Annotated in this window: 12 protein-coding genes and 1 other RNA gene; 1 reads left to right on the top strand and 12 read right to left on the bottom strand. The window is 61.1% G+C overall.

Features of this window, described 5'->3' with window-relative positions:
- Window positions 1-7 precede the first annotated feature (7 nt).
- From JAB4_RS05985 to rnpB, 5 genes are all read right to left on the bottom strand, one after another.
- The gene (locus JAB4_RS05985) at window positions 8-1,786 is read right to left on the bottom strand and encodes a penicillin-binding protein 2 (protein WP_070222497.1); all 1,779 of its coding nucleotides are present in this window, start codon (window positions 1,784-1,786) and stop codon (window positions 8-10) included.
- Complete coding sequence (ftsL, locus tag JAB4_RS05980; RefSeq protein WP_034748894.1) at window positions 1,786-2,055, bottom strand: cell division protein FtsL; 270 nt, start codon at window positions 2,053-2,055, stop codon at window positions 1,786-1,788. The genes JAB4_RS05985 and ftsL overlap by 1 nt, the downstream gene beginning before the upstream one ends.
- Window positions 2,052-3,023, bottom strand: a complete 972-nt coding sequence (gene rsmH / locus JAB4_RS05975) for a 16S rRNA (cytosine(1402)-N(4))-methyltransferase RsmH (RefSeq protein WP_070222499.1) — start codon at window positions 3,021-3,023, stop codon at window positions 2,052-2,054. Before rsmH ends, ftsL begins: the two co-directional genes overlap by 4 nt.
- Window positions 3,024-3,032: 9 nt before the next feature.
- A complete protein-coding gene (mraZ, locus tag JAB4_RS05970; protein ID WP_034748899.1) occupies window positions 3,033-3,461 on the bottom strand; it encodes a division/cell wall cluster transcriptional repressor MraZ in 429 nt (142 codons plus the stop codon).
- 662 nt (window positions 3,462-4,123) lie between these two features.
- Window positions 4,124-4,463: RNase P RNA component class A (rnpB, locus tag JAB4_RS05965), an RNA gene on the bottom strand.
- A 240-nt stretch (window positions 4,464-4,703) separates the two neighbouring features.
- Here rnpB and JAB4_RS05960 point away from each other — a divergent pair.
- Window positions 4,704-6,407: a thiamine pyrophosphate-binding protein gene (locus JAB4_RS05960; protein WP_070222836.1), complete on the top strand. Its 1,704-nt coding sequence runs from the start codon at window positions 4,704-4,706 to the stop codon at window positions 6,405-6,407.
- A gap of 72 nt (window positions 6,408-6,479) precedes the next feature.
- Here the strand turns inward: JAB4_RS05960 and JAB4_RS05955 are convergent, their stop codons facing one another.
- The 7 genes from JAB4_RS05955 to JAB4_RS05925 form a co-directional block, all read right to left on the bottom strand.
- Window positions 6,480-7,022, bottom strand: coding sequence for a hypothetical protein (locus JAB4_RS05955; protein WP_070222501.1), 543 nt, complete (start codon window positions 7,020-7,022; stop codon window positions 6,480-6,482).
- A gap of 151 nt (window positions 7,023-7,173) precedes the next feature.
- Window positions 7,174-8,238: a porin gene (locus tag JAB4_RS05950; RefSeq protein WP_070222502.1), complete on the bottom strand. Its 1,065-nt coding sequence runs from the start codon at window positions 8,236-8,238 to the stop codon at window positions 7,174-7,176.
- A gap of 974 nt (window positions 8,239-9,212) precedes the next feature.
- The gene (locus JAB4_RS05945) at window positions 9,213-9,668 is read right to left on the bottom strand and encodes a nuclear transport factor 2 family protein (RefSeq protein WP_070222503.1); all 456 of its coding nucleotides are present in this window, start codon (window positions 9,666-9,668) and stop codon (window positions 9,213-9,215) included.
- Window positions 9,665-10,432: an SDR family NAD(P)-dependent oxidoreductase gene (locus JAB4_RS05940; RefSeq protein ID WP_070222504.1), complete on the bottom strand. Its 768-nt coding sequence runs from the start codon at window positions 10,430-10,432 to the stop codon at window positions 9,665-9,667. Before JAB4_RS05940 ends, JAB4_RS05945 begins: the two co-directional genes overlap by 4 nt.
- On the bottom strand, window positions 10,429-10,989 hold the full coding sequence (locus JAB4_RS05935) for a DUF3833 domain-containing protein (RefSeq protein ID WP_139143699.1): 561 nt from the start codon (window positions 10,987-10,989) through the stop codon (window positions 10,429-10,431). The genes JAB4_RS05940 and JAB4_RS05935 overlap by 4 nt, the downstream gene beginning before the upstream one ends.
- Window positions 10,980-12,260: an MFS transporter gene (locus JAB4_RS05930; protein WP_070222505.1), complete on the bottom strand. Its 1,281-nt coding sequence runs from the start codon at window positions 12,258-12,260 to the stop codon at window positions 10,980-10,982. The genes JAB4_RS05935 and JAB4_RS05930 overlap by 10 nt, the downstream gene beginning before the upstream one ends.
- Window positions 12,257-12,805, bottom strand: a complete 549-nt coding sequence (locus JAB4_RS05925; protein WP_070222506.1) for a chalcone isomerase family protein — start codon at window positions 12,803-12,805, stop codon at window positions 12,257-12,259. Before JAB4_RS05925 ends, JAB4_RS05930 begins: the two co-directional genes overlap by 4 nt.

Genomic DNA, 12,805 nt, shown 5'->3' with positions numbered 1-12,805 from the left:
AGTGACTTCACATGGCCTCCGGGCCGGCATTGGCCGGGACCACGATTTCGGTAACGGAGGAATCGGGCGGTACGTTCATCGCGCGCAGCGCGTTGGTCGCAATCGCCGCGAAAGCGGGAGCGGCGACCTGGCCGCCATAGTGAGCGGGGCCGGTCGGTTCGTCGATCATCACGGCAATGATGAAGCGCGGCGCCGACATCGGCACCATGCCCACGAAAGAGCCGATGTATTTGCGCGGCATCGCGTAGCGGCCGTTTTCCACCTTATAGGCGGTACCCGTCTTGCCGCCCACGCGGTAGCCGGCGACCTGGGCGCGCTTGGCCGAGCCGTGCGCGCCGGAGACCACCAGTTCGAGCATGGCGCGCATGTCGGCGGCCGTCTTCGGCTTGATCACCTGCTGGCCCACGGGCAGTTCATTGACCTTCTGGAACGACAGCGGAATCGTGTCGCCGTCGCGCGCGAACATCATATAAGAGCGCGCCAGCTGGATCAGCGACACGGAAATGCCGTTACCGTAGCTCATGGTCGCCTGTTCCACCGGACGCCACGATTTATACGGACGCACGCGGCCGGCCACGGCGCCGGGGAAGCCCCATTTCGGCTGCTGGCCGAAGCCGACCTTGGTAAACATTTCCCACATTTCCTGCGACGGCATGCCCAGCGCGATCTTCGAGGTGCCGATATTCGACGACATCTCGATGATCTCGGAGACATTGATCACGCCGTGCGGCTTGGTGTCGGTGATCGTGCGGTCGGCGATCGTGTAGCGGCCCGGGCCCGTGTCGATCAGGGTGGTCGGCTTGACCCGGCCCGTGTCAAGCGCCAGCGACACCGTGATCGGTTTCAGGGTCGAACCGGGTTCGAAGGTATCGGTCATGACGCGGTTGCGCAGCTGCTGGCCCGTAAGCTTGCGGCGGTCGTTCGGGTCGTAGCTCGGGTAATTGGCCAGGGCCAGCACTTCGCCCGTGTGCACGTCGAGCACCACGGCGCCGCCGGCCTTGGCGTTGAATTTCTCCACCGCTTCCTTCAACTGCGTGAAGGCGATGTACTGGATCTTGCTGTCGACGGACAGGGTCAGGTCCTTGCCGTCATGCGGTTCGTGGATGAAGCCGATGTCTTCGACGATGTGGCCCAGACGGTCCTTGATCACGCGGCGGCTGCCGGTGGTGCCGACGAGGGTTTTCTGCTGGGCCAGTTCCATGCTTTCCTGGCCCACGTCTTCCACGTTGGTAAAGCCCACCACGTGGGTCATCACTTCGCCCTGTGGATAGAAGCGCTTGTATTCCTTGCGCTCGTCGATGCCGTCGATGCCGAGCTTGGAAATCTTGTCGGCCACGTCCATCTCAACCTGGCGTTTCAGGTATACGAAGCTGCGGTCCGAATCGAGCTTCTTGCGCAATTCGTTGACGTTCATTTCCAGCAGGCCGGCCAGCGCATTGATTTTTTCGGGCGACGCCTGCAGCACGTCGTCGGGAATGGCCCAGATGGCTTTCACGGGGACGGACGACGCCAGCACCTGGCCGTTGCGGTCGGTAATCTTGCCGCGCGTGGCAGGCAGTTCCAGCGTGCGCTCATAGCGCGCCTTGCCCTGCTTTTGCAGGAACTGCGTCGACACGCCCTGCAGCCACAGGGCGCGCGCGCCCAGGCCGGCGAAAGCGAAGAACAGCAGGAACAGCACGACGCGCGAACGCCAGACGGGCAGACGCACCGCCAGTACGGGGTTCTTCGAGAATGGCACGCCTTTCGATGCCGCCACCCGGCCGTTGCTATTACCGCCCAACTTCATTATTCGCCCTCCGTCAGGTATTGCGTACGCGCCGCCGTCAGCGGCGTCATGCTCAGGTCGCGCCGTGCGATCGATTCGATGCGTTCATGCTTGCCCAAAGTGGACTGGTCCAGCTGCAGTTGCGCCCAGTCGATGTCGAGCTGGCGCGACAGCGCTTGCGCGCGTTCCAGGTCGATCAGCAGGTGGCGCGACTGGTACTGCGCGTTCACCAGCGACAGGCCGCAGCACACCAGCAGGGCCGACAGCACGACACACAGCTTGCCAGTCATCGGGCGCCGCCACTAACTGGAATGGGCAAACGCTGCGCCACGCGCATCACGGCCGAACGCGAACGGGGATTGCCCTCGATCTCGGCGTCGGACGGCTTCATTTTCGAAATCAGCTTCATTTCCGGCTGCGGCAAGTCGACCGCGCGGATCGGCAGACGGCGGTCAGGCTGCTCCACGTTCGCCTTCGAGGCGAAGAAGCGCTTGACCATGCGGTCTTCGAGCGAATGAAAACTGATCACGGCCATGCGCGCGCCGGGCGCCAGGCAGGCATACGCCTGGTTCAGACCGATCTCGAGATCCTCGAGCTCTTTGTTAATGAAAATGCGGATTGCCTGAAAGGTGCGGGTAGCGGGGTCCTTACCCTTCTCGCGGGTCTTGACGGCGCCTGCCACGATGCCGGCAAGCTGTCGTGTGCTTGAAATTGGCTGGACTGCCCGGCCAGCAACAATCGCCTTTGCAATCTGAAAAGCAAACCGTTCTTCCCCATAATCGCGTATCACTTTCTCTAAATTCTGCTCGGTTTCCACCGCCAGCCACTCGGCCGCGGAGACGCCGCGCGTGGTATCCATGCGCATGTCCAGCGGTCCGTCGTTGCGGAAGCTGAAACCGCGCGCCGCGTCGTCGACCTGCGGCGACGAGATGCCCAGGTCGAGCAAAATGCCGTCCACCTGCTGCACGCCGCGTTCGGCCAGGCTGGCCGTCATGGTGGCAAAGCTGTCATGGACGATCTGAAAACGGGGGTCGGCAATCTGTTCGGCCGTGGCGATGGCTTGCAAATCCTTGTCGAAGCCGATCAGGCGCGCGTCATCGGCCAGGCGCGACAGGATCAGGCGGCTATGGCCGCCGCGGCCAAACGTGCCATCGACGTAAATGCCGTGCGCGCGGTCGCCCGACAGGTCGAGCGCATCGACCGCTTCATCGAGCAGCACCGTGCGATGCTGAAATTCCGGCACCGTGAGTTGTGTCATTACGGAGCCTTAGAAAGAAAAATTGGAAAGTACATCGGGGGTGCCGGCATCGATCGCCTGCTGTTCTTTGTCGGCCAATTTGGCGGCATCCCATATTTCAAAGTGACTGCCCATACCGATCATCATCACTTCGCGCGCCAGCCCGACGGCATTGCGCAATTCAGGCGAGATCAGCACGCGGCCCGCCGAGTCCAGCTCGACGTCGACGGCGTTGCCGAGGAAGATGCGCTGCCAGGCGCGCGCCGACATGGGCCAGGCGGCGATTTGCTGGCGGTGGCTTTCCCACACGGGACGGGGGAAAAACAGCAGGCAGCCATCGGGGTGTTTGGTCAGCGTCAGACGGCCTTCGCATTGAATCGCCAGCGCGTCACGGTGCTTGGCAGGGATAGACATCCTGCCTTTGGCATCGAGATTGATTGCGGACGCGCCTTGAAACACGGAAGACCTTTTTTTGAGCTTGGCTTGCAACGCTTGCGCATCGCGATGGAAAGGGAAAATTTCCCACAAAAACACACTTTTTCACACAGTTGCCCACTTTAGAGGAAGCAAAGATAGTGGTCAAGCGGTTTCCGATTGGCAAAACAGGAATTTTATTAATGAAATTAAGGACTTAGCGCAGATCGTTGAAGGAGTCTCAAATAAAAATATATCGATAAATTAGATACTTATGAAAGATAGTGAATGTGCTACCTCATCTGCACACATGTGTTTTCCTACCGTAAACATCGAAAAAAACGAAATCAAAAAATTGAATTTTTTACAGTTAGTTGACACATGACAATACTTTCGTCATGCAGGCACAACGGCCAGCAGCGGCAGAGAAAGACTTGGTTTAAAGCAAAAAACACTTGCCCATGGCGCATACCTGCCCTGTTTTCCGGGCCTGGCCTGACACGGGAAAATTATTTTTGCACTGCAGCAATTAATTAGAACCAAGAAACTTTAACCAATTGTTCATCTTTAGTTGTATATACAACTTTATCTTCGCTGCACTATTTTTAGAAACAAAAAAAGCCCCGTTGCGGGGGCTTTTGCTTGATGCGCAGCATGCAAACTGCGGTGACCAAGATACTCCCCGGCAAGCCAGGGAGCAGGAATTCAAGTGAAGCAGGCCGATAGGCCGGATTTTGTTACGGCGCCTTCCCTTGCAGGTCGGCGCTATGACAGTCATTCCTCTAGGCGCCAGATTACTCGGGCGCTCAAGCTTTCTACCCGCACGCTCCGCGAGCAGCATCATCGCGTGCCTATTTGAAATTGCACCAGGTGGAGGTTACCGCGTTTCACCGTAACTTAATACGCTCGTCTCTGTGGCCCTATTCCTCGCCTTATACCTTGCGGCTTTCGACGGACGGCCGTTAACCGTCACCCCGCTCTATGGAGTCCGGACCTTCCTCCCGCCAGCGCATTGCTGCGCCGGCCAGCGACTGTCTGGCCTGCTTCACCCGCCATTGTACCGCGCCGCAGCATGTTTCTGCAAAAAGGCCTGTGCGGGAACAATACCGCTCGCCGGGCCCCGCGTCGGGCTCCGGCCCGGGGGATTGTGTAATTCGGTGTCGCCATTTCAAAAGCCGGGCCAAATCGGCTCACATAGAATGAATGGGGCAAGCCGCCTGCATGCAGGTGCATGCACACCGCTTGCCCCATTTCTTTGCCACCCAACTAGAATATAAAGAGCCGAACATGACGCAACAACCCCGTACCGGCGGCCAGATCCTGGTCGATGCCCTGCAGATCCACGGTGTCGACACCGCTTTTGGCGTGCCTGGCGAAAGCTACCTCGACGTGCTCGACGCCCTGCACGACTCGGGCATCCGCTTCATCATCAACCGCCAGGAAGGCGGCGCCGCCTTCATGGCCGAAGCCTACGGCAAGCTGACGGGCAAGCCGGGCATCTGTTTCGTCACGCGCGGTCCGGGCGCCACCAACGCCTCGATCGGCGTGCACACGGCTTACCAGGACTCTACCCCGATGATCCTGTTCATCGGCCAGGTGGGCAACGATTTCGTCGACCGCGAAGCGTTCCAGGAAATCGACTACCGCCGCATGTACGGCCAGATGGCCAAGTGGGTGGCGCAGATCGACCGCGCCGAGCGCATCCCCGAATACCTGGCGCGCGCCTTCCAGGTCGCCACCAGCGGGCGTCCCGGCCCCGTCGTGCTGGCCCTGCCGGAAGACATGCTCATTTCCATGGCGACTGTCGCCGACACGCGCGCCTACCGGAGCGTGCAGGCGGCGCCGTCCGACGCCCAGCTGCAGCAGCTGCGCGCCATGCTGGCGACGGCGAAGCAGCCGCTGGTCTTGCTCGGCGGCACCACCTGGACGCCGCAAGCGTGCGCCGACCTGCAGCAGTTCGCGGAAAGCAACCACCTGCCCGTCGCCTGCGCCTTCCGCTTCCAGGACTTGCTCGACAATGCACACCCGAACTACATCGGCGACGTCGGCATCGGCATCAACCCGAAACTGGCCGCGCGCGTAAAAAATGCCGACCTGGTCATCGCCATCGGCCCGCGCCTGGGAGAAATGACGACGGGCGGCTACACCCTGTTCGACTCGCCCGTGCCGCGCCAGCACCTGGTGCACATCCATACGGACGCCGAGGAGCTGGGCAGCGTCTACCAGGCCGAGCTGATGATCAACAGCGGCATGCCGCAAGTGTGCGCCATGCTGGCCACCATGGCCCCCGTCGATGCTTCCGCCTGGAAACATACGCCCGCGGAAGCGAAGGCCGAGCTGGCCGCCTACCAGGAGCAGCCGCCCATCTTCCGCGATGGCCAGGCGCCGCTGGACCTGTGGCAGGTGACGCAGGAAATCATGGCGCAGGTGCCGGCCGACACCATCGTGACGAACGGCGCCGGCAATTACGCCTCGTGGGCGCACCGTTTTTATCGCTACGGCGGCATGCGCACGCAGCTGGCGCCGACGAACGGCGCCATGGGCTACGGCGTGCCGTCGGGCGTGGCGGCGAAGATCGTGCACCCGGAGCGCACCGTCATCACCTTCGCCGGCGATGGCGAATACATGATGAATGGCCAGGAACTGGCCACGGCCGTCCAATACCAGGCGGGCGTCGTCATCATCGTCTTCAATAACCAGATGTTCGGCACCATCCGCATGCACCAGGAACGCGATTACCCGGGCCGCGTGTCGGGCACGACCCTGCACAACCCCGATTTTGCGGCGCTGGCGCAGGCGTATGGCGCGCATGGCGAAGTGGTGAATACGACGGAAGAGTTCGCCCCTGCCCTGCAGCGGGCGCTGGCACACGCCAGGGCGCACAACTTGCCGGCCCTGATCGAACTGCGCTACGACGGCAACCTGATCACGCCGAACGCGACACTGGCGACGATCCGCGCGAATGCGGAAAAGGCGCAGGCGGCCAAATAAGCCCCTTGCAAGGCGAGAAATAACAAAGGCCCGGTCGATACCGGGCCTTTTTCATGCGCAAGTCACAATAACTCAGGCGGCAGGCGCTGGCGCGCTTTCCTGGGCCGGCGCCGCCTCGGCCGGCGCTTCCGGTACCGACGGGCATGGCGTGCAGTTTTTCAGGGGACGGCCGAAATCGCGCACGCGGCTCAGTTTCATCGGCATGCGCACGTTGCCGCCGCAATAATCACCTTCCAGGGTCAGGGTCTGCCCGTCTTTGGAAAACTTGCCGACGATGGTGCGTTCCTCGCTGTCGGCGCCGGCGATGGTGAAGTCGAAAGCGCCCGTGGCGGCGTCCAGGTTGACGTCGTTGGCCACGATAGGCCAGCTCAGGGCGCCTGCCGTGAATTCATAGATGACGGAATCGGCCTCGGCAAAGCGGTGCAGGGTGACGCGCTGGCCGCCGATTTCGCCGCTATCCTTTTGCAGGCACAGGTCCGAATAGACGGCCACGCCATAGCGCTCCAGTCCGGCCGGCTTCTTGCCCTTGACGGCGGCAACAGCGGCGCCCGTGGCGCCAGCGAACAGCAGCGCGGCCAGCATGGCGGCCAGGCGCGGCGAGGTGAATGAATACATGGCATTCCTTTACTTGGGTAACGGCGCCATTATAACTGGCGCCGCCAATGCAAAAACGCGCCGCCAGGACTAGCCTGGAGACGCGTTTCTTTGCTGGCAGCCATCCCCGGAGGGATGGCTGCAGCGGTACTAAGCTTCGCTTGCGCGAATATTAGAACGAGTGACGAACGCCAACGTTGAAGGCTTTGTCGCCCGTACCAACATTGCTGTTGTTACCAACGGTGTAGCCAGCGTTGTTTTTGTTCTTGATTTTAGCGTACGAAGCGTAGGTGCTGGTGCGCTTCGACAGAGCGTACGAGTAGCCCAGTGCCCATTGATCAGCATCAGCGTTAGCAGCGGTTTTGTCGTTCGTGCGGATGAACGAAGCCATTACGGTGCCAGCTGGGCCAACAGGTACGGTTGCGCCGACCAGGATGTTGTTGCTGTCGGTGCTGTAGCCAGCCGAAGTGTAGTTAAACGCGTTAACATTGCCGTTGTTGCGGATGGCGCTGTTTTGGCCTTTGTTTGCGCCGTATGCGATGTAAGCTTTAGCAACTGCGAAGTCGTAGTTAGCTGCAGCCAACCAGTTACGGCCGCTACCGGTTTCGGTCGTTGCGGTGTCGTTGCTGGTGTTGTTGTAAGCGATACGAGCGTTCAAAGGACCGTTCGAGTAGCCAGCCGACGCGCCGATTTTGCGGCCGATTTTGTTCGACTCAGCTTGCTCGCCGAAGGTGTAAGCCACGTCAGCGTCAAAGCCGTTGAAGTTTGGCGAGGTGTACAGCACGGTGTTGCTGGTGCGGGTGTTCGATGGGAACAGGTTCTTAGCGGAACCAGCGTAGCCAGCTGCGAATGGATCAGCAACTTTCGACAGGGTGTTGTACCAAGGGGTGTATTGACGACCCAGGGTCAGGGTACCGGTCGTTTTGCTGCTCAGACCAACGTAAGCTTGACGGTTGAACAAGCTGCCTGCAACGTCTTGTTGACCGTTGTCAACGCCGAAGCCCGATTCCAGAACGAACAGTGCCGACAGGCCGCTGCCCAGATCTTCGGTGCCTTTGAAGCCGATACGGGAAGCCGAAGCAATGCCGCTGTCCAGTTTGTTAACGTTGCCGTTAACACCGCCGCGCTCGCTGACGAAACCAGCGTCAACGGTACCGTAGATAACAACGCTCGATTGAGCTTGGGCTACGCCAGTGGCTGCTGCCAGAACTGCCAGGGTGATCAGAGTTTTTTTCATTGCGATTTCCTTTAATTTTTGAAGCAAAAAGTAATACAGCCTATGCATCTCGAGCTGCGCTCTAGCAGAGCGCTTTTTATGAGTGAGGGCAAGGTCTCCACCTGCCACATTGCTGTTCCGGTCAGAGGAACATTCATATCGGTATCGGCACGCTATTGCACCGATAAGCTTGAAGGCTGCATAACGACCGTTATTCGTGCGCCGGTTCGGTGCTCAAACGGCACCGGAAGCGGCACTATAACGACCGTTTCACATTCCATCAAGTTCCAACATGTTACTTCCGGTACCAGGCCGGGGGCTTTTTCAGGCATCCCGACCATCGCCAACCGTACTACGCGACAGAGCCAGTGCCCCTTGCCAACCAATGCATTGGCCTGATTGACCATTCCATCATAGCGCATGCCTAGTCGACACCCGTTGTATTAGTGCAACAGTATCAGGCGAGTGATTAAAACGTCAACATGCTTTACCCCTCATTTGCCCTCCAAGATTTACGCGACAAAGCGCACAATTTGTCAGGCGATAATGGATAAACGGGACGAAGCATACACGGCATCGGCAATGTTTGCTGCCGAATGCCCAAAAACGGGAATGCATGCGCCCATTTTTGGTGCGTTGCCGCATTATTCAGGGGCGTAGGCGCTATTTTCGACGTCGGCGCACGCGTCAAAAAAATAGGCAGAGTATCAACAAAATTACTGACTTTCCGGTAATTTAAATTGCTCACATAGAAATGTTTTCCATGTTTTTCAGACCACGCTTCCACCATCCGATTGGAACGGATGAGTACGACTCTTGCTTGCAAATTGCGCATCACTTGAAACAATTTCTTACAATGTTGCCTTCTCAATATTTTGATATTTTTGTGTCTAAAAAACGACACTTTGACCGAAATCAAGTTTTCAGCGGCCCCATTTCACATCTTTACTTTCTCTTTTTTGCATTTTTTTCTTAAAAGCATAGAGAAACAAGCTTTAACGCTGGCTTGCGCGCCGGAGCAGGCGCATGAAAGAGCCCAGCAACGGCAGTTTTTCATACAACTCTTCCGCCGCATCCCAATAATCGCGGTGCACGAGCACCCGTCCCTGCGCATCGAAGCGCACATGTGTGGCGCCGCGTATGCATTGTTCGCCAGATACCAGTCGTTTCATGCGGAAGCGAAACTCCCAGGTCAGAAAGGCTTGTTGCCCCTGCCCCAGGCTTTCCAGCACGACAAACCGGGGCGCATCAACCTGCACGAACATGTGCTCGAAGATAGCCAGAATGGCGGCATGCCCCTTCACCTCGTTGAACGGGTCCTTGAAATGGGCGTCCGGCGCGTACACGGCCCCCAGCTGGGCCAGGCTTTCCAGGCTCAGGTGCTCGTAAAATGCCACCAGACGCGCCAGCGCCTGTTCCACGCCTTCCGTGTCCAGCATGCTTGTGCTCATACGCCCGTCACCTTGCGGATCAGCCAGAAATAGGCGCGGTACGGCAACAGCCGCGCCAGGCGCAGGGTATTGGTAAAGCGTTTGGGAAAGTGGATGTGAAACTGCCCCCGCTCGATGCCATCGAGCATGGCGGCGGCCGCGTCCTGCGCCGTCATCAGGGCCGGCATGGTGAAATCGTTGTCCGCCGTCAAAGGCGTGGCGACAAAACCGGGGTTGATTTGATATACATCAATCCCGCGTGGATGCAGGTCCAGATACAGCGACTCCGTCAGATTGATCAGCGCGGCCTTGCTGGCGCCATATGCGAGCGCCTTGGGCAAGCCGCCATAGCCGGCCACCGAGGCGACGATGCCGATGCCGCCGCTGCCCTGGCGCAACAGCCACGGCAAGGCCTGCTCCAGGCAATTGAAGACGCCGCCCACATTCAGGGCCAGCAAGCCCTGCGCCGCCTCAAGGTCGAAGCTATCGGCGCGCATGGCCTGATAACCACCAGCGACCACCAGTATCAGGTCGATATGCGTCCACTGCCGCTGCAACTCTACGCAGACGGCCCGCAGCTGCGCGTGCTGGGTGATATCGAGCGGCAATGCCTGCGCCAGCGGCTGCCCCTCGCACAACTGCTCGAGGCTGGCGCGGTGACGCGCCGACAAGGCCACGCTGGCGCCCTGCTCCAGCAGCAGGGTGGCGCAGGCGGCGCCGATGCCGCTGGAAGCGCCGATGATCCACACGTGCTTGCCGGCCCAGCTGGTGATCTTGCGATTCATGGGGCCGCCTGCGGACGTTTGCTGAACGATAAAGTGACGGCGCCCAGGCTGAAGCCGAACTTGCTCATGGCGGCGCGGTTCAGCATGACCTTGTCATCCATCAGGAACATCCAATCCTCGAAGTCGACGTGGTAGACCGTGCCATCGACGGGCAGCGCCAGCACGTATTGCCAGCGCAAGGCATTGCCGGCCACTTCGCCGACGGCCTCGCCGATCACGTCGGGCGCCGTGCCGATGAAGCGCCCGGGCGCCGTCTTGCGCAAGGTCCATATGCGCCGTTGGCGGCTGCCGTCCGAATACGTGAAATCCTCGTCCAGGGTACCCGTCTCGCCCGCCCAACTGGCCCGCATCACGACGGTGAAGCGTTTCACGACCTTGCCGGAGCGGTCCTGGAAGATGCCGTGGGCGTCGAGCGTGCCGTTGAAGTACTGTTGCAGGTCCAGCTTGGGTGTTTCCTGCGCGTAAGTGGCGGGCGTGGGCGGCGTGGAACAGGCGGCCAGCGCCAGCAGCAAGGCGGCGGCCGTCATGCCGCGCCGGCAGCATTTCATCAGGTACATGGTCGGTACTCCCCGGGTTCACTATATATATGTTGTAGCGGCGCGCGCCACAGCAGCAGCGCCGCCAGCAGTTTCAAGGCGCAGGGCAGCAAGGCGTAGGCGGCAGCCAGGGCCGGCAAACCGCCGCTGCTGTTGCCAGGCACATAGCCGAGCCAGGCCAGCAGGGGCAAGGCGATGCCGGCCGCCAGCGCCAGGCTCATTTGCACGCCCCAGTTCCACCAGCCGAAATATGCCGCTTCGTGCCGCCCGGCATGGCCGGCCGTGCCGATCAACCCTGCCAGCAGGGCCGGCGGCAAGGCCAGGTCGGCGCCCAGCGCCAGGCCCGACAGCAGGCAGATGGCGGCAAAGCCCCAGGCGGCGCCCGCGCCCAGGCCATATGCCCAGACAAACACGGTCGCGGCCAGCAGCATGGCGCCGCCCCAGGCGCGCGCCTCGCCAAAGCGGCGCGCCAGGGCCACCCACACGGGCATCGAGGCGGCCGCCGCGCAAAAATAGACGATCAGGAACGGCCCCGCGTAATGGCCCAGGCGCAAGTAGTCGCCGGCAAAGAACAGGAACAGGGTGGCGGGAATGGCGGCCGCCACGCCATTGACGAGCAAAACAGAGAACAGCCAGCGGAACGCGCGCTGGCGAAACGGCAGCTTCCAGCCATTGCCGGGTAACGTTTCCCCGGCGCTGCGCAAGGCCGGACGCGGGGCGTGCGCCAGCAGCAGCGCCCCCGCCGCCAGCAAGCAGACGGCAAAGGCCAGCGACAAGCCGTCATAGCCGAGCACGGAAGTCAGCCCGGCCGCCAGGATCACGCCCAGCAAGCCGCAGCCTTCGCGCACGGCCGCCACCCGCGCCCGCTGCGTGGACGCCTGGGTGAGCGCCGCGCCCCAGCTCTGGTGCGCGATGCCGGCCAGGCCATAGGCCGTGTAGACGAGCAGCAAGGCTGCCAGGAACCAGGCCAGGGTAACCTCTTGCGGCATCGGCGGTGGATGGAACAGCGCGCCAAAGCCCAGCAGCAGCAAGGGCAGCGCGGCGCCGACAAGCATGGCATAACTGCGCCCGCCACGCGCCATCCAGGCGCCCAGGGCCGGATCGATGAAGGCGGCGGCGATGCGCGCCGCGAGTAGCACGGCGCCGATCTGCGCCAGATCAAGACTGCTGCGCTGCGCATAAAACGGCGCCACATAGATATAGATGGGCAGCGCCAGCATGGCCAGCGGCAAGCCGAACAGGCCGTAGCTGAACAAGGCCGGCAAGCTCAACACGCTGGCCCCGGCGTTCATGGCAGCGGCGCCGCATTCTGCAGCAAGGCCGCGCGCAGCTTGGGTGCCGTGGTCGACGGCGAGAGCCAGATGGCAAAAAACGCGCGCGCGAAATCGCCATCGCTCACGTCGGCCAGCACCTTGCCATCGAGATAAAAGCGCACGCCGGGCGCGATGCCGGCCCGGTAGACGCCCGCGATACGCTGCTCCTCTTTGACGTCAGGAAAGATGCGCTGCATGGTGAACAGCCAGGCCAGGCGCTGCTCCGGCGTGCCGGCGCCGATTTTCTGCATCTGTTCATAACTGGCTTCGGCGATCTTCTTGCCATCGAGCGAACGTGCGTAGCGCAATTCCAGCGCAAACGGCGCCGTTTCGGACGCCGCGCCCTGGTAGCCCTGCGGTCCTACCCACAGTTGTGCCCGATAAATACGCATGCCGAACCACGTGTATTCGCCCTCCCCCGCCAGCCGGGCCTCGGGCACGTCGGCAGCGACAAAGACAGGCGGCGCGGCCGCGGCGCCCAACATGGCCAATGACAGCACAACAGTGGCAAGCAAGCGGCGCAT

The organism is Janthinobacterium sp. HH102 (assembly GCF_001758625.2).
GTDB lineage: Bacteria > Pseudomonadota > Gammaproteobacteria > Burkholderiales > Burkholderiaceae_D > Janthinobacterium.
The sequence above is the reverse complement of the archived record's forward strand: the minus strand, read 5'-3'. Positions and strand labels throughout refer to the sequence as shown.